Source organism: Janthinobacterium leeuwenhoeki (genome assembly GCF_051380795.1).
Classification (GTDB): Bacteria; Pseudomonadota; Gammaproteobacteria; order Burkholderiales; family Burkholderiaceae_D; genus Janthinobacterium.
On the sequence record NZ_JBNYXT010000001.1, the window covers coordinates 96,422 to 112,162 of the forward strand.

Genomic DNA, 15,741 nt, shown 5'->3' on the forward strand with positions numbered 1-15,741 from the left:
CGCAGTGATCGTACTATCATCGGTTTCCTTTGCAAAAACAAAAAGCATGGCAAGTATGGCTATGTTTTCTATGCGGCGACTCGCGTTTGCTTTCCGTCATGAAACGTCAACGTGGCATGGCGCAGCGCAGCAATTTATTCCAGTATCCACTTTGATGCAGGTCTTATCCGTTCGGCAACGCACGTCCCCGCGACGCCATCTGCCCGTAAAATAGCCGCTTCCAACATCCACCTCACCCATTTCAAGGAGTTTTCGCCTATGGATCTCAGCACGTTCCACTCGCTGATGGGAGGCCCGCTGCGCTCGGCGCTGACCGTGCTCGTTTCCGCCCTGCTCGTCACCGTGGTCGCCTTCGGCGTGCACCGGGCCGGCATCGGCTTGCTGAAAAAACTGGCCAATGGCCACCCGCTGACCAGCAACCTCGCGCGCGTGGCCTTCCGCGCCAGCCAGCTGTGCCTGATCGTCTTCGGCCTGCGCATGGTGCTGGCCGGCGCGCCCGACGACACGCCGGCACTGGTGGCCATGTCGCATATCACCAGCGTGGCGCTGATCATCGCCCTGACCTGGCTGGCCATGCAATGCATCGAGTCGCTTTCCATCACGATTTCGCAGCTCAATCCCGCCGATGCGGCCGACAACTTGCGCGCGCGGCGCCGCATCACCCAGGCCCGCGTGCTGACGCGCAGCGCGCACGCCATCGTCGTCCTGCTGGGCCTATCCTTCGTGTTGCTGACCTTGCCCGGCGCGCGGCAGATCGGCGCCAGCCTGCTCGCTTCGGCCGGCGTGGCCGGCCTGGTGGCCGGTATCGCCGCCCGCCCCGTGCTCGGCAATTTCATTGCAGGGCTGCAAATTGCGTTCTCTCAACCCATCCGCATCGACGATGTGCTGATCGTCAATGGCGAATGGGGCACGGTAGAGGAAATCAAGGGTACGTACGTGGTCGTGCGCGTGTGGGATGAGCGCCGCCTGATCGTGCCGCTGCAGTGGTTCATTGAAAATCCGTTCGAGAACTGGACGCATACCTCCTCGGACATCCTGGGCACGGTGTTCCTGTGGCTCGATTTCAGCATCCCGATGGAGCCGCTGCGCGCGGAACTGGCGCGCATCTGCGCGTCCGCCCCTCAATGGGATGGCCGGGTCTGCACCGTGCAAGCGACGGATTCGAACGAGCGGGCCGTGCGCGTACGCTTCCTGATCAGTGCGAAAGATTCGGGCACGGCCTTCGAATTGCGCTGCATGGTGCGCGAGCAGATGCTGGCCTTCATCACGAGCAATTATCCGCACAGCCTGCCCCGCTTGCGCTCCACGCATGACCCCATCGAGGTGCATGGCATGCAGGCGCAGAACGACAGCGTGTCGCTGTACAAAGTGTAAAGAAACCTGCGGCGCGCTGCCCTTGCCCGCGCGCCGCTACAATGGTTCGCATGAGCACCACCGCCTGGTTCATCCTGATCGGCTGCCTGATGCTGGCGCGCGGCCTGGGCGCCGACCGCATCGCGCGCCTGCCCTTGACCTCGGCCATGGCTTACCTGGGCGCGGGCCTGCTGCTGGGGCCCATGTTCCTTGGCCTGTTTGCGTTTGACCTGGTGCAGCAGGCGCCCCTGCTGGCAACCCTGACGGAAATCGCCGTCCTCATCTCCCTGTTTTCCGCCGGCGTCAAGATGCCCGTGCCCTTCAGCCTGGCGCGCTGGCTGCCCTCGCTGCGCCTGGCGTGGCTGTCGATGGCCATTTCCGTGGCCCTGGTGGCGGCCTTTTCATGCCTGGTGCTGGGCCTGCCCCTGGGCGCGGGCGTGCTGCTGGGCGCCATCCTCGCGCCCACCGACCCCGTGCTGGCCACCGACGTGCAGCTGCGCCATGCGGGCGACAGCGAGCAATTGCGCTTCATCCTGACCAGCGAAGCGGGCATGAACGATGGCAGCGGCTTTCCTTTCGTCATGCTGGGCCTGGGCTTGCTGGGCCTGCATGAACTGGGGCCGCATGGCGCCACCTGGCTGTGGCGCGATTTACTCTGGGCCAGTGCGGGCGCCATTGCACTGGGCGCTGCCGGCGGCGCGCTGCTGGCCTGGCTGGGCTGGCAGGTACGCGCCAAGGAGCCGAAACACGCGATGCTGGACGACCTGGCGGCGCTGGGCTTGATCGCCCTCGTCTACGGCCTGACTACCTGGCTGCACGCGTGGGGCTTTTTGGCCGTGTTCTTTGCCGGCGTGGCCCTGCGCCAGACGGAACTGCGCCTGGCCGGCGCGCCCGAAGACCGCCAAGGCTTGCTGCAGGCCGGGGAAACCCATGCCGCGTCCGCCGCCAAGCCGCACGACAGCGAGGTGCCGCTCACCGTCAGCGGCGAATCGCTCGTCTTCAAGGAACACCTGGAACGCCTGTCCGAACTGACCCTGGTGCTATTGCTGGGCGGCACCGTCACGGCGGCAGCCTGGAGCTGGCAGGCGTGGAGCGTGGCGCTGTTCCTGCTGCTGGTGGCGCGCCCGGCCAGCGTGATGCTCGGTTTGCTGGCGTCGGGCACCAGCGTGCGCCTGCGGGGTCTGGCCGCGTGGTTCGGCGTGCGCGGCATCGGCTCGCTATACTACCTCAGCTATGCCATTGCGCATGGCTTGCCGCGCGGGCTGGCACGCGAACTGGCCGACATCACCGTGGTCGTCGTTATCCTCTCCATCGTCGCGCACGGCCTGACCGTCAAACCCCTGCTGGAACGCTATTGGCGCAAATAGGTAGCGACGATCCCCGATTATCATTGCTGCAAAGCAATGTTTTGTCAATTGCCCCTATGGCGGGCGGAAATATTGTTAAGATAATTAAAAATGGCTAAAGAGAGAAGCAATGAAACGAAGAAGTGTGCTGGGACTGGGCGTCTCACTGGCCCTGCTGCAAACGGGTTGCGCCACCGATCCGGCCAGGCTGGCGTGGGAAACGGCATTTGACGGCTTCATGCGCGATGGGCTGGCCCGCACGGAAACGCCGGGCATGAGCGTGGCCGTGGTGCGCGGCGAGCAAACCATTTTCGCGCGCGGCTATGGCTGGGCCGACATCCAGGCCGGCAAGAAGGCGGATACCAACACGGTGTTCCATGTCGCCTCCGTCAGCAAGCTCGTCACGGCCACGGCCGTCATGATGCTGCTGGAACAGGGCGCCTTCCAGCTCGACGACAAGGTGGCCGCCTATCTGGACTTCCCGCTCATGCATCCGAAGTTTCCCGACGTGGCCATCACCTTTCGCCATTTGCTCAGCCACACCTCGGGCATTTCCGACGCCGTGTACGAAAAGACGACGGCGTTTGCCGTGCAGGGCGACCCGCGATTACCGCTGCGCGACTTCCTCAAGGGCTATCTGTCGCGCGGCGGCGCCTGGTATGACGCGGAGGTATCATTTGCCGCCCGGCCCGGCACGGAATGGCGCTACAGCAATGTCGGCATCGCCCTGCTCGGCTATCTGGTGGGCCGCTTGAACCCCGATGGCCTGGACGCCTTTGCGCACGAGCAACTGTTCGAACCGTTGGGCATGGACAGCACGGCCTGGAACCTGGCCGGCTTGCCGCGGCGCGCCGTCGTCGCCCAGCCGTATGCACACAAGGAAGCGGGCCTGCAAGTGTTGCCGCCCGTCGGTTATCCGGACTGGCCGGCCGGCCTGCTGCGCAGCTCGGCGCATGACTTTGCCCGTTTCCTGGCCATCTTCAGCAATGGCGGCCGGGTCGAGGGCCACCGCTACCTGCAAGATGCCACCTTGCAATTGTTTTTCGCCCCGCAAGCAGCTCCCGTCTCGCCCGCCGATGCGTCCGTGCGCCAGGCCCTGGTCTGGCTGCTGCGCGACGTCGACGGCAAGCCGCTGGCCACGCACAGCGGCGGCGACCCGGGCGCCGCGTCCGTCGTCTGCGTCGACCGGGCCAGCAAGACAGCCGTGCTGGCCTTCGCCAACGTCAGCGCCGACAAGGAATTTCGCTCATTCCAGAAAGAAGTCGTGCTGCGCCTGCTGGCCCATGGGGGCAGCGGCGCACTTGCGGCCAAGAAACCCTAGGCGCCGAACCAGCCGCGCAGTTTCTCGGCGGCACGTTCCTTGACCTCAGCCGTGATGTAGGTGGCGACCGTGGCGACAGCCGCCGCCAGCACGGCCAGGTCATCCGCATAACCGACCACGGGCGTGATGTCGGGAATCGCATCGATAGGTGAAATGAAATAGCCGAGCGCGCCATAAATGGCCGTCTTGGCCCACAGCGGCGTATTCGGCTGCTGCGCCGCGTAATACAACCACAGGGCTTTCTCGATGACTTCGCGTCCCGCCGTCCTGGCGAACTTGACGACCTTGTCCCAGAAGCTGTCTTCCGTGTATTTCCTTTCATACTGCTTGTCGGCCTGGGGGGCGTGGTCTTCTTCCAGATTCTTTTTTCTGCCAAACATCTGCTGCTCCTGTCTGCCGCGCGCGGCGTTACGAATGCGCACCTTAGCATAACGGCGCGCCGGGTGCGCGGCCTGCAAGGTAAGCTATCGCCATGGAAATATCTGCCACCACCACGGCCCGCGCCGCAGGCCTGCGCTACACGGGGGACCACCAGAGCGGCATCATCCGCCTGGGCAAGCCCGGCAAGTTCCGCTACCGCGATGGCGACGGGCTGATCTTGCGCGATGCCCCCACCTTGACGCGCATCAAGGCATTGACCATTCCGCCGGCCTGGACGGACGTGTGGATCTGCGCGCACGCCAACGGCCACCTGCAGGCGACGGGACGCGATGCGCGCGGCCGCAAGCAATACCGCTACCATGCGCGCTGGCGCCAGGTGCGCGACGACGTCAAATATGAGCGCATGCTCAGCTTTGGCCGCGCCCTGCCCGCCATCCGCGCCGCCGTCGCGCGCGGCATGCAGTTGCCCGGCTTGCCGCGTGAAAAAGTGCTGGCCACCATCGTGCACTTGCTGGAATTGACGATGATGCGCATCGGCAACGAAGAATACGCGCGCACGAACAAATCGTTCGGCCTGACCACACTGCGCACGCGCCACGTGCAGGTCGATGGCAGCGCCGTGGCCTTTGACTTCAAGGGCAAGAGCGGCGTGCGCCACGCTATCCGCCTCAGCGACCGGCGCCTGGCCAGGGTGCTGCAGCGCATGCGCGAACTGCCGGGCCAGGAACTGTTTCAATATGTGGATGCCGATGGCGAGCGCCATGGCGTCGATTCGGGCGACGTCAACGATTATCTGCGCGAAGTGACGGGCGACGATTACACGGCCAAGGATTTCCGCACCTGGTCCGGCACCTTGCTTGCCGCGCTGGCCCTGCAGGCGTTCGAGCAAGTCGATTCCGATGCGCAAGCTAAGAAAAACATCGTGCTGGCGATCGAATCGGTAGCGAAAAAACTGGGCAACACGCCGACGATCTGCCGCAAGTGCTATGTGCACCCGGCCGTGCTGGAATCGTATCTGGATGGCAGTTTATTGAAAGGCATGCGCGCACGGGCGCGGCAGCAAATGCGGGACGATTTACCGGCGCTGGCGCCGGAAGAAGCTGCCGTGCTGGCCTTGCTGCAGCAGCGCCTGCAGGGTGCGCTCAAGCCTGGCGCGCGGGTTGGGGCTGGCACCGGGCCGACAGCGTGAGGGCGTCGCTGCTGCAGAGGGGCAAGGCGCCGTGGCCAACATCGCGCGCCACGGGCGCCGGCGCAACATCGCTCGTCTGCGCCTCGCCCTTATTCATCAAGGTGGCCGCCAGGGTCGAGAAAGTAAACAGACAGATCAGCAGGAACGGCTTGTTCACGTGAATGGACTGGTCTGGCTTTTGCATCGCGTACTCCGTCGGACTGGTTGGCTGTTGCAGCATGGACACGATCATCGCGTGTTTCCGCAAGGCATACAATCAGACAGTTTCGACAAGATGGGTAGGACAGTTCTGACAGCGCTCATCCATCACATCCTGTGTCGGAAAATTTGACACCGGCCCCGGCTCATTCAAGTCAAGCCCTTGTTTTTACAGCATAATTTAATCAACGACCCGAAGGCGAACGTGGTAGCCAACCCCGCGCAAAAGCCGAAACTGGCGGCCCTGCAGGCGTGGATCACGGCGAAGCGGGACACCTGAGCCCCTGGCACATCAGCATCGCGGCCCATCCTTGACACCGCGACAGATTCAAGCGGGCAAGTCGGCCAGTTCCAGCTCCGAGAAACCCGCCCGGCGCCGCGCTTCCAGGTTGAACGGGCCGCGCAAGGTGGGCGCTTCGTAGCGCAGCGCCAGTTCTGCATACGTGGCGCGCAATTCCAGGCCGCGCTGCTGGCACAGGTAGCCATACCAGCGGTTGCCGATTTCCACATGCCCCACTTCATCGCGCAGGATGATGTCGAGGATGGCGGCGGCGGCCATGTCTCCCGCCTGCGCCAGCTTGGCGCGCAACGGTGGAATCGCATCCAGCCCCCGCGCTTCCAGGGTGCGCGGCACCAGCGCCATGCGCGCCAGCACGTCGCCGCGCGTCTTGTCGACCATTTCCCACAGGCTGTCGTGACCGGGGAAGTCGCCATATGTGTGGCCCAGCACCTGCAGATGCGCCTGCAGCATGGCAAAGTGCGTGGCTTCCTCTTTCGCCACGCGCAGCCAGTCCGTGTAGTATTCGGCCGGCAAGTCCGGGAAGCGCCACAGCGCGTCGAGGGCCAGGTTCATCGCGTTGAATTCGATATGCGCGAGCGCGTGCACCAGCATGGCGCGCCCTTCCGGCGTGATCATCGAACGCCGCCCCACCAGGCGCGGCGGCACCAGTTCCGGGCGCTCGGGACGGCCCGGCACGGCGCCGGATGGCGCCAAAGGCGCTTGGGCATCGAGCGCCAGCTGCGCCTCGGCCATGGCCGCCACCATCGCCACCTTGGTCGCCGGATCCGGTTCCAGCAGGCAGGCCAGCGCATACGTGCGCAATTCCGCTGGCGCGGTCGAGGTCAATGGGGATGGCTGCATGGGAATTCTTTCGTGCGCGTTTACAATGAGGGCTGCAGTGTATCAAGAGCGTGCCCCATCAGCCAGTCCAGCAGCGCCTGCACTCGCGCCGGCAGTGGCCGGGCGGCATGCACGAGGTAATACGCCTGCGGGCTGGCCAAGGCAACACCGCCGAACGGCAAAACCAGCTGGCCGCTGGCTAGCCACGGCTGCACCAACTGGCGCCGACCCATGGCCACGCCCGCGTGGTGGATGGCCGCCTGCGCGCACAGGTCGGCGCGGTCGAAGCGCAGGCTGCGCGTGGGCAGACTCACCTCGGGCGCCTGCCCGTCCAGCCACAGGCGCCACTCGGCATCGGGCGCGCAGGCGGGCCAGGCCAGCGTATCGTGCAACAGCGTTGCGCTGGACAAGTGTTGCGGCGCATCTTGCAAGCCGTGCTCGCGTGCATATTGCGGGCTGCAGACGGGCGCCAGCCATTCATCCATCAGCTTGCGCGAGGCCAGGCCGGGAAAGTGGCCGTCGCCATAGTGCAGCGCCAGGTCGACCTGGCCGGCGCGAAAGTCCACGCTATCATTGCCCACGCGCAAATCGATCGACACATCCGGATATTGCGCGGCGAAGCCTGCCAGGCGCGGCACCAGCCAGCATTGCGCCACCGAGGGCCGCGCATGCAGGCTGACGCTGCCCTCCAGCGCATCGCCGCCGGCCAGCGCCGCCTGCAAGCCGTCCCAGCCAATTTGCAGGGCGGCGAAGATGCGCTCGCCATCCGCCGTCAGTTTGACTTGCCGCGTCAGGCGCTGGAACAGGCGCAAGCCCAGGCTCGCCTCCAGCCGGGCGATGCGGTGGCTGACGGCGCTGGGCGTGAGCGCCAGTTCCTGCGCCGCCAGCGCGAAACTGGCATGGCGCGCTGCCACCAGAAAGGTGTGCAGGTTGGCGAACTGGCTGGCCGTCAGCATACCTGTGAGCGCCACGCCGGGCGGCATCAAACGGCTCCGGCCTTCAGCTGCGCGCGGCCACGCGCCACGTAGATGGCCATTTCTTGCTCCGGCACCATGCTGCCGCCCGTGCCCCACACCAGGTGCGTGGCCTGCGCCAGATTCTGTTGATACTGCGGTGCGGCCAGCACGGGGGCGATGCCCGCGAAACCGGCCACGGCGGACGGTTCCAGGCGCAAGCCTTGCGTTTGCTCAAGCAGCGCCAGCAAGCGGTACAGTTCTTCATCCGTGACGGTGGCGTAGCCGTCGATCAGCCGCTGCATGGCGCGTCCGACGAAACCGGACGGGCGTCCCACGGCCAGGCCATCGGCCGCTGTGAGGTTGTCGATGCCGATCTCTTGCACGCTGATCCCATCGTGCAAGCCCGTGTACACACCCAGCAGCATGCACGGCGAGTGGGTCGGTTCGACGAAGACGCAATGAACGGCATCGCCAAAGGCCAGCTTCAAGCCGAAGGCCATGCCGCCGGGGCCGCCGCCCACGCCACATGGCAAGTACACGAACAGCGGGTGCCCGGCATCGACCGCGACACCTTGTGCGGCGAACTGGTCTTTCAGGCGCTGGCCCGCCACCGCGTAGCCGAGAAACAGATCGTGCGAGTTTTCATCGTCGACGAAGTGGCAAGTGGGATCATTCTCCGCCTGCCTGCGCCCCGCTTCCACGGCCACGCTGTAGTCGGTCGCGTACTCGACGACGGTAACGCCATGGCTGCGCAATGTGTCCTTCTTCCATTGCCGGGCGTCGGCTGACATGTGCACGGTGGCGCGAAAGCCCAGGCGCGCGCTCATGATGCCAATCGACAAGCCCAGATTGCCCGTGGAGCCGACGGCGATTGCATACTGGCCAAAGAAGGCCCGCACGGCGTCGCTGGCCAGCAAGCTGTAATCATCGCCCGCCTTCAGCAAACCGGCATCGAGCGCCAGCATTTCCGCGTGTTTCAGCACTTCATAGATGCCGCCGCGCGCCTTGATCGAGCCGGAAATAGGCAAATGGCTGTCCTGCTTGAGCCATAGCTGACCACTCGTCATGCCTGACGCCAAACCCAGCGCCGCCTGCATGGCAGGCAGCGGCACGACGGGCGACTCGATGACGCCGCCGCTGGCCTGCGTTTCCGGGAAAGCCTCGGCCAGATACGGTGCAAAACGCGCCAGGCGTGCGCTGGCGTCCGCCACGTCATCCGCCGTCAAGCCCACATCGCTCAAGGCCTCGGCCGCCGGCGCGATGCCGGGATTGAACCAGTTCAAGGGCTGCAAGGCCATCAGTTCATTGATCAGGGGAAACTTTTCGCACAGCGCGGCGATGGCGGGAGTGGGTAGCATGGCAACCTCGTGTAGGAACAAGCAATGATTAGACCCCATCCGAGCGCCACTGGCAAAGGATGGTTGATCAGGCAATGGGTGACGGGAGATCACGTGTCATGATGGCCCGGCTGCTTCCCTATTTCAATTTAATGTACAGATGCATGGCGGGATTCTTTTCGCTTTGAACTTCTTTGACTTCAACAAAAGGAAGGCGACGCACCAGTTCGCTCAATTTCTGGCAGCCATAGTGGCGCGGGTCGAAGGCTGGATTATTCTTTACGATCAGACTACCGACGCCACCCAAGGAGGCAAAACCATCATCACGCGCTGCGGCGATAATGGCCTTGCGCAGCACTTCTTGCGTATCCACGTCGAGGGAGACCGGCGCCAGCGCATGTAAGGTTTTTAGTTGTTTTCCCGCCGATGGAGGCGGTATTGCCGGCCGCAAAATCTCCGTATACACAAACTTGTCGCAGGCGGCAACAAAGGCTGGCGGCGTCTTTCTTTCACCAAAACCATACACGGCAAGTCCTGATTCGCGAATCCGTGTTGCAAGGCGCGTGAAATCACTGTCAGACGATACCTGGCAAAAGCCGTCCAGCTTTTCAGAGTGCAGCAAATCCATGGCGTCGATGATCAACGATGAATCGCTTGAATTTTTACCTGTCGTATAGCTGAATTGCTGGTTCGGCTGAATGGCCATCAAATGCAGGATTTCTTTCCAGCCTTTCAAATTGGGCGTAGTCCAGTCTCCATAGGCACGCTTCACCGATGCGGTACCAAAAGTCGATACCTCCGTCAGCAACTCCTTGATAATCGACGCCTGGGCATTGTCCGCATCGATCAGGACGGCCAGTTTGGCATTACTTGTCATAATTTTTGGGCCTCATCAGCTAACCGCCGTTTGATTGCAGTTCCTACTATGCAGTCAAATGTTCCGGCAAGCAATATCCAAATCCACACCCGATCCCTGACGATAGCTAAATTTAATTCCTGAATGCACTATCGATTAAAGAAAAATTTCCACAAAGTCACAAAAATAAGTTATCTTTAAGGCAAATAAAAGGAGACATTTTTTCTCTTTTCTACTGAGGTAAAAATGCGCTCCAAGAATGAGAAAGTCACTGCTGTGGATATGGATATCCTCGACTGTGCAAGACAGGACGATTTGACGGCCCAAAAGGTCGAGGTCGGCATTATCTTTCAGGAAATGCTCGATACCGCCACGGCCGCCGCCTATCTGGCCAAGAACAAGGTGCCGATCGACACCGCGCTGCGCGTCCTGACGGGGGCGCGGCGAAAAAAGAGCGGCGGCGGAAACTGATGGCTTTGTGCCGGATTCGCTGGGGGCGCTGGATACTCGACGCCGGGCGCACCCGCCTTCCGCCACCACCGGCGGCAGGAAGGCGCTAATGCTGATTATCGGCCTTAGAACTTCAGTTGCAGCCCCACATCGATTGACCTGCCCTCGGCCGGCAAGGCTTGCAGCGCGCCGCCATTTGCCTTCAAGCCCGACAGGTACACGCCACCCAGCGGGTCCGCGTAGGCGCGGTTGAACAGGTTGCTCACGCCTGCGTTCAGGCTGGCCATCTTGCCCAGCGCCACACTGCTGCGCAAGTTGACGAGGGCATAGCCGCCCGTTTCCGGTTCGAAGCGGCGCGCGTCGACCTTGTCCTTGCGGGCCACGATCTTCGTTTCGATGCGGCTGCTCCAGGCGCCCAGCTTGTGCTCGACGGCCAGCAAGGCGTTGAACGGCATCATGCGGTACAGGTCGCCGCCATCGCTGCGCTGACCCCGCGTGTAAGCCGCGTTGCCCGTCGCCATGAAACGCCCCCAGCGCGCGCTGCGCACCAAAGGCAGCTGCCATGCCAGATTGGCGCCATACAGCTTGGCGTCATGATTGGCGAAGCGCAACAAATTGCCGTTCGCCCCCATTTTCATGTAGGGGTGGAAAGACGCCAGCACATCGACATCGATGTAATTGTCGACCTTGCTGTAATAGGGGTTGACGCGCAGGAACCAGCCCTCTTCGCCGCCGCCATGCCAGTCGGCCGTGAAGGCTGCCGTGTAAGCCGTCTCGGGCTTCAGGCCGATATCACCCACGTAACCGTTGCCGTCGCCAAACCAGTTGGTCATGGTCATGGCCATCGAGCCGCGGCCCCACGAGTAGCGCTCGTACAGATTCGGCGAGCGCACCTTGCGCGCCAGTGCGAATGCATAGTTGCTGGCCGCATCGGGCGTGAAGGCCGCTTGCGCCGAGGCATCGATGTTCGTGTCGCGCTGGCTGCGGCTGCGCGCATTGAAGGCCCGGGCGGCCATCACGTCCGGCATGTTCATCATGTTGGTGCCATACGATTGCACCTCGCCCGTGTCCATGCGCACGGATTCGCCGCGCAAGCCCAGCACGCTCGTCCAGCGCGCATCATGACGCGTTTCCAGTTCGCCAAACAGCACGGTGCGGTCGCGCTTGCCGTCATTGATGTTCAGGTAGGTGCGCGGCCCCATCATCATGGAACCGGGCACGGCCGGCCAGTAATCGTCGAGACGGAAACCGTGCCATTCCTGGCCCAGGCGCAACTCGCCCGCAGCGGTCGGCAAACTGGCCATCAACGCATAACCCGTATTGCGTCCATGCGTCAGCATCGGCATCGTGCCCTTGCGCTCAGGCGAGAAAAAGCCCATTTCATGGTCCGTCTGCTGCCAGTAGGCACGCGCGTCAAGCACGCCCCAGGCAAATGTGCCCTGGTAAGCCAGGTTGGTGTACTGGCCATGGTTATCCGTCATGTCCATGTACTGATTGGGAAAACCCTGGTACGGGATGTGCTGCACGCCGGCGCGCAGGGTCAGCTGCTGGCCATCACGCCTGGCCGCCAACACGATGGACTGGTTGATGCTTTCAACCATGCTGGCCAACACGGTGTTGCCATGGCCATCTTCATAGCTGTGGCCGCGCGTGTAGGCGCCGCTGTAGCCGACGCTCAAGCTGTCGCTGGCGGCCGAGGCGCTCACGCTGGTCGCCACGCTGTTGTTGACGCTGCGCCCAGAGACGGCAAAACTGCCTTGCGTCAACAGCGCCGCGCCAGGCTGGGCGAACACGGGCGCGTTCGACTGCACCTCGATGGTGCCGGCTATGCTGTCGCCGCCCGCGCTGACGGGTGTCACGCCCGCGATCAGCTGAATGCGCTGCACTTGTTGCGGATCAATGTAGGACAGCGGCGCATTCATATGATTGGCGCAAGCCGATGTCAATTCCATGCCGTCGATGCGGATCTTGATGCGGTCATCGGCAAAACCGTTCACTACCGGCAAGCCGGACACGCCGCCGCCGGCCGCCACGCTGTAGCCGGGCGTGCTCGACAGCATTAAGGCCGTGTCGGCGGCGGGCCGATAGCCGTCGCCGATGGCGGTGACGATAACCTTCATTTCAGGCAAGACAGTGGCGCCTGCTTCACTGCGGGTTTGCGCCACGGCAGGCATGGCGATGGCGAGGGAAATCAATAACGGTAAATGTTTCATTGTGCTGCTTTCAGATTCTGTATAGCTAAGTCGAACAGACGCAAGCGCGCGACACGCGCGGCGCAAGGCAGTTCAGGGAAAGGGGCAGATCAGAAAGCGGCGGGCGGGCCACGGGGCTGGACGGGCGTCCAGGCGAACAGGGGCGTGGCGGATTGGTAGAACAGCAGGGGCAGCAAGCCCGTGAGGATTTCTCCGGAAGCGAGCACGAGGCTAGTGGGAGGCACATCCAGGGTGGCAGCATGCATGCTGCAGCACGGACAGTCGGCCATGCGCATGCCCTGCTTTTCAGGCGCGGAGGGCTCTTGCGCATCGAAGCGGGCGGGCATGGCTTGCATGCCGCCCGCCACCGAGCAAATTTCCAGGCTGGGCACGGCCAGGCCGCTGGCGACCGTCAGCGCGCGCGACACCGTGGGGGCGAGCGCGGCCAGGAAGATGGCGATACACGCGATCCACAGGACGATGCTGGCCTTGCTTTTGCTGATGAACATGGCAACATTGTATCAGCGCAAGCCCCCTGCGCACAGGGCGCAGGTCAAACCTGACTGACAAAGCCTAACAAAACCGTAGCGAGCGGAAGGAAGAGGTTGCTGAGAAGCGCAACCGTGCTTGAGCACGGTGAGCATCGCAGGCCGCCTATACCGACGCGCAGCAGGTTTTGATGGGCGTTCTTACAAATCCACCTTCATCGACAGCTTGATGGCGCGCGGCGCACCGGACGCCAGGCGCGTGCCGGCGCCGGCCCAGTAGCGCTTGTCGGCCGCATTTTCCACGTTCAGCTGCCACACGACGGCCTTGTCCAGCACCCGGCTTGCATAGCGGGCGCCCGCGCTGAACAGGCTCACGCCACCCAGGAAAGCCTGGTTCAGGTCGTTGACGGGACGGGCGCTGTAGTAATACGCGCCGCCGTTGACGGACAGGCCCGGCACGGCGTCAAACGCGTAGGCCAGGAAGGCGCTGGCCGTGCGTTTCGATGCGTTTTCCGGCGCCTTGCCGTTGTAGTCGGCGTTGATGTGGGCAAACTTGGGGTCGAGGAACTGGGCCGACGTCTGCCACGACAGCTGGCGCGTCAGCTTGCCCTGGGTCGTCACTTCCAGGCCACGGTAGCGCTGTTCGCCATCCGACGTGAACACATTGCTGGCATTCGTGTAGTAGCCAGGGCGCGTGATGTCGAACAATGCGGCGGAGACCAGGCTGCCGCCCGGCGTCAGCCAGCGCGCGCCCAGCTCTTTCTGTTGGCTCACGCCAGGCGCCATCTTGACGCCCTGGTTGGCCGTGCCCGTCGGGCCCGTTTCGCCCTCTTCCAGCCCCCGCGCCGTGGATGCGTAGAACGACAGCTCGGGCGTGGCCTTGTAGATCAGCGAGGCCATCGGCGTCGTCTTGCTGACGTCGTAATGGCTGGCGCCCTGGTCACTCTGGTAACTGCTGCGGCGCACGCCGATGACGCTTTGCCATTGCGGGCTGAAAACCATGCGGTCGAGCGCGTACAAGCCCGTGTCGCGCGTGTCGAGTGCGGCCGTCGTGGGCGACGTCGGCTTGGGGCCGAACACGACATTCGTCACAGGCACAGGGTTGTACAGGTTTTGCGACGCAATCGTATAGTTGCTCTGATAAATCGGATCTTGCGACTTGTCCGTGCGCGAAGCGCCCAGGGTCAGTTCGTGGGCGATGAAACCCGTGTTGAAATTGCCGGCCAGTTCCGCACGCAGCAAGTTCGACGCCATCAGGCTATGCTGGATATTGCCCGTGATGCGGCCCGCGCCCGTGGCCAGCGCGGCCGCGTTGTTCAGGCGGAAGATGGCCAGGCGGCGGTCGCGCGCCGTTTCCGAGTGGCCCGCTTCCACCGTCAGCGCCCAGCCATCCGTGATGGCGTAGTCGGCGCGCAATTGCGCGTTTTTCGTTTGCGCTTCGAACGCCGACCAGTCGGGGCCGATCAGCTGGCGCGGATCGACGGCACGCGGCAGGCTGATCACGCCTTTTACTGCAGTGGGCAAGGCCACGCCCGCCTGCTCCGTCACCCTGCGGCGCTCGTATTCCAGGTCCGCTTTCAGCAGCAATTTGTTCGTCACGCGCCAGTCGAGCGCCGTGGAAATGAAGCGACGGTTGCCATTGCCCACCTTATCGAGGTAGGAACCCAGAGTGCCGCCGGCGGCGTTCACGCGCACGCCGAATTCCTGCTGCGCGCCAAAGCGGCGGCCCAGGTCGACGTTCGCAACAAAACTGCCACGGTCATCGAGACTCAAGCCCATGCTGGTGACGGGCTTGCTGCCGGCCCGCTTGGTGACGAAGTTGACGACGCCGGCCGGCGAGGTAAAACCGTAGTACAGGGCCGAGGCCCCCTTCAGCACTTCCACCCGTTCCTTGTTTTCCATGGGCACTTGCGAGAAATTCATGATGGGCATGGAACCGTTGAGGCGGTAATTCGTGCGGTTTTCCACGGCGATGCCGCGTATCACCAATTGATCCCAGGTCTCGCCGCCGTTTTGCTGGCGCGTCACGCCAGCCGTATTGCGCACGGCATCGTACAGGCCGGACACGGCTTGCTGCTCCAGCAATTCGCGCGTAATCACGTTGACGGTCGACGGCACGTCCATGATGTTGGCGCCGCGAAAGCTTCCCGCCTCCGTGGTGACGGGCACCAGACCTTGTGCGCGTGCGCCCGTCACTTGCACGGCTTGCATGACTTTCGCATCGCCAGCCGTCAGGTCGTCCTGGCCATTGGCCTCATTGGCCGCCAGCGCGGCGTGGGAAGCGAAGGCCAGCGACAAAGCTGCAGCGAGTGGAAGTAAGCGGGTGCGAGGAGAGACGACAGGCATGACATCGGGCTTTCAATGAGGAAATATGTACAAATGGAAACTTACGGTTAGCGAACATGATACCGATAATGAGAATCATTATCAAGTAATGGTGAGTTTGTGTGAGTTTTACAGAAGAAACAAGCTCCCTCTGGCATCTGTTATCACTTGAACACGTTTGGATTTTGCAGACGAGGCCGCAAAGAGGCATACTGACAGTCACCGCGCG

At 63.2% G+C, this 15,741-nt stretch carries 14 protein-coding genes; 5 read left to right on the forward strand and 9 right to left on the reverse strand.

What is annotated here, in order from left to right; translation table 11 throughout:
- Positions 1-258: 258 nt before the first annotated feature.
- The 3 genes from ACQ4WS_RS00425 (at position 259) to ACQ4WS_RS00435 (ending at position 4,020) form a co-directional block, all read left to right on the forward strand.
- Entirely contained in the window at positions 259-1,374 is a 1,116-nt protein-coding gene (locus tag ACQ4WS_RS00425; RefSeq protein ID WP_436472659.1) for a mechanosensitive ion channel family protein, read from the forward strand.
- Between the two features lie 50 nt (positions 1,375-1,424).
- Positions 1,425-2,720: a cation:proton antiporter gene (locus tag ACQ4WS_RS00430; protein WP_436472661.1), complete on the forward strand. Its 1,296-nt coding sequence runs from the start codon at positions 1,425-1,427 to the stop codon at positions 2,718-2,720.
- Positions 2,721-2,829: 109 nt separating this feature from the next.
- Positions 2,830-4,020, forward strand: a complete 1,191-nt coding sequence (locus ACQ4WS_RS00435; protein WP_436472663.1) for a serine hydrolase domain-containing protein — start codon at positions 2,830-2,832, stop codon at positions 4,018-4,020.
- Here the strand turns inward: ACQ4WS_RS00435 and ACQ4WS_RS00440 are convergent.
- Positions 4,017-4,400, reverse strand: a complete 384-nt coding sequence (locus ACQ4WS_RS00440) for a YkvA family protein (RefSeq protein WP_436472665.1) — start codon at positions 4,398-4,400, stop codon at positions 4,017-4,019. The two genes, ACQ4WS_RS00435 and ACQ4WS_RS00440, sit on opposite strands and share 4 nt — an antisense overlap.
- A gap of 92 nt (positions 4,401-4,492) precedes the next feature.
- Between ACQ4WS_RS00440 and ACQ4WS_RS00445 the strand changes: the two genes are divergently transcribed.
- Positions 4,493-5,590, forward strand: a complete 1,098-nt coding sequence (locus tag ACQ4WS_RS00445; RefSeq protein WP_436472667.1) for a DNA topoisomerase IB — start codon at positions 4,493-4,495, stop codon at positions 5,588-5,590.
- Here the strand turns inward: ACQ4WS_RS00445 and ACQ4WS_RS00450 are convergent.
- From ACQ4WS_RS00450 to ACQ4WS_RS00470, 5 genes are all read right to left on the reverse strand, one after another.
- A complete protein-coding gene (locus ACQ4WS_RS00450) occupies positions 5,544-5,774 on the reverse strand; it encodes a hypothetical protein (RefSeq protein ID WP_436472669.1) in 231 nt (76 codons plus the stop codon). The two genes, ACQ4WS_RS00445 and ACQ4WS_RS00450, sit on opposite strands and share 47 nt — an antisense overlap.
- Positions 5,775-6,116: 342 nt before the next feature.
- On the reverse strand, positions 6,117-6,929 hold the full coding sequence (locus ACQ4WS_RS00455) for a ferritin-like domain-containing protein (protein ID WP_436472671.1): 813 nt from the start codon (positions 6,927-6,929) through the stop codon (positions 6,117-6,119).
- Between the two features lie 20 nt (positions 6,930-6,949).
- Positions 6,950-7,879, reverse strand: a complete 930-nt coding sequence (dsdC, locus tag ACQ4WS_RS00460) for a DNA-binding transcriptional regulator DsdC (RefSeq protein WP_436472673.1) — start codon at positions 7,877-7,879, stop codon at positions 6,950-6,952.
- Positions 7,880-7,890: 11 nt separating this feature from the next.
- Positions 7,891-9,222 carry a D-serine ammonia-lyase gene (gene dsdA, locus ACQ4WS_RS00465; protein WP_436472675.1) on the reverse strand — a complete coding sequence of 444 codons (1,332 nt, stop codon included), beginning with the start codon at positions 9,220-9,222 and terminating at the stop codon, positions 7,891-7,893.
- 118 nt (positions 9,223-9,340) lie between these two features.
- The gene (locus tag ACQ4WS_RS00470; protein ID WP_436472677.1) at positions 9,341-10,078 is read right to left on the reverse strand and encodes an NYN domain-containing protein; all 738 of its coding nucleotides are present in this window, start codon (positions 10,076-10,078) and stop codon (positions 9,341-9,343) included.
- 225 nt (positions 10,079-10,303) lie between these two features.
- On the opposite strand from ACQ4WS_RS00470, the gene ACQ4WS_RS00475 reads away from it, so the two are divergent.
- Positions 10,304-10,528: a hypothetical protein gene (locus ACQ4WS_RS00475; protein WP_436472679.1), complete on the forward strand. Its 225-nt coding sequence runs from the start codon at positions 10,304-10,306 to the stop codon at positions 10,526-10,528.
- 104 nt (positions 10,529-10,632) lie between these two features.
- Here ACQ4WS_RS00475 and ACQ4WS_RS00480 read toward each other — a convergent pair whose 3' ends face one another.
- The 3 genes from ACQ4WS_RS00480 to ACQ4WS_RS00490 form a co-directional block, all read right to left on the reverse strand.
- Positions 10,633-12,720, reverse strand: a complete 2,088-nt coding sequence (locus ACQ4WS_RS00480) for a TonB-dependent receptor (RefSeq protein WP_436472681.1) — start codon at positions 12,718-12,720, stop codon at positions 10,633-10,635.
- An 89-nt stretch (positions 12,721-12,809) separates the two neighbouring features.
- Complete coding sequence (locus tag ACQ4WS_RS00485) at positions 12,810-13,208, reverse strand: DUF2946 domain-containing protein (RefSeq protein ID WP_436472683.1); 399 nt, start codon at positions 13,206-13,208, stop codon at positions 12,810-12,812.
- A gap of 180 nt (positions 13,209-13,388) precedes the next feature.
- The gene (locus ACQ4WS_RS00490) at positions 13,389-15,533 is read right to left on the reverse strand and encodes a TonB-dependent siderophore receptor (RefSeq protein ID WP_436472685.1); all 2,145 of its coding nucleotides are present in this window, start codon (positions 15,531-15,533) and stop codon (positions 13,389-13,391) included.
- Positions 15,534-15,741: the final 208 nt, after the last annotated feature.

Bases quoted from the DNA above. Each gene is read 5' to 3' on its own strand.
- ACQ4WS_RS00455 (WP_436472671.1), bottom strand. From the start codon at position 6,929: ATGCAGCCATCCCCATTGACCTCGACCGCGCCAGCGGAATTGCGCACG.
- ACQ4WS_RS00475 (WP_436472679.1), top strand. From the start codon at position 10,304: ATGCGCTCCAAGAATGAGAAAGTCACTGCTGTGGATATGGATATCCTC.
- ACQ4WS_RS00430 (WP_436472661.1), top strand. From the start codon at position 1,425: ATGAGCACCACCGCCTGGTTCATCCTGATCGGCTGCCTGATGCTGGCG.
- ACQ4WS_RS00450 (WP_436472669.1), bottom strand. From the start codon at position 5,774: ATGCAAAAGCCAGACCAGTCCATTCACGTGAACAAGCCGTTCCTGCTG.
- ACQ4WS_RS00490 (WP_436472685.1), bottom strand. From the start codon at position 15,533: ATGCCTGTCGTCTCTCCTCGCACCCGCTTACTTCCACTCGCTGCAGCT.
- ACQ4WS_RS00425 (WP_436472659.1), top strand. From the start codon at position 259: ATGGATCTCAGCACGTTCCACTCGCTGATGGGAGGCCCGCTGCGCTCG.
- ACQ4WS_RS00480 (WP_436472681.1), bottom strand. From the start codon at position 12,720: ATGAAACATTTACCGTTATTGATTTCCCTCGCCATCGCCATGCCTGCC.
- ACQ4WS_RS00445 (WP_436472667.1), top strand. From the start codon at position 4,493: ATGGAAATATCTGCCACCACCACGGCCCGCGCCGCAGGCCTGCGCTAC.
- dsdA (WP_436472675.1), bottom strand. From the start codon at position 9,222: ATGCTACCCACTCCCGCCATCGCCGCGCTGTGCGAAAAGTTTCCCCTG.
- ACQ4WS_RS00435 (WP_436472663.1), top strand. From the start codon at position 2,830: ATGAAACGAAGAAGTGTGCTGGGACTGGGCGTCTCACTGGCCCTGCTG.
- ACQ4WS_RS00485 (WP_436472683.1), bottom strand. From the start codon at position 13,208: ATGTTCATCAGCAAAAGCAAGGCCAGCATCGTCCTGTGGATCGCGTGT.
- ACQ4WS_RS00440 (WP_436472665.1), bottom strand. From the start codon at position 4,400: ATGTTTGGCAGAAAAAAGAATCTGGAAGAAGACCACGCCCCCCAGGCC.
- ACQ4WS_RS00470 (WP_436472677.1), bottom strand. From the start codon at position 10,078: ATGACAAGTAATGCCAAACTGGCCGTCCTGATCGATGCGGACAATGCC.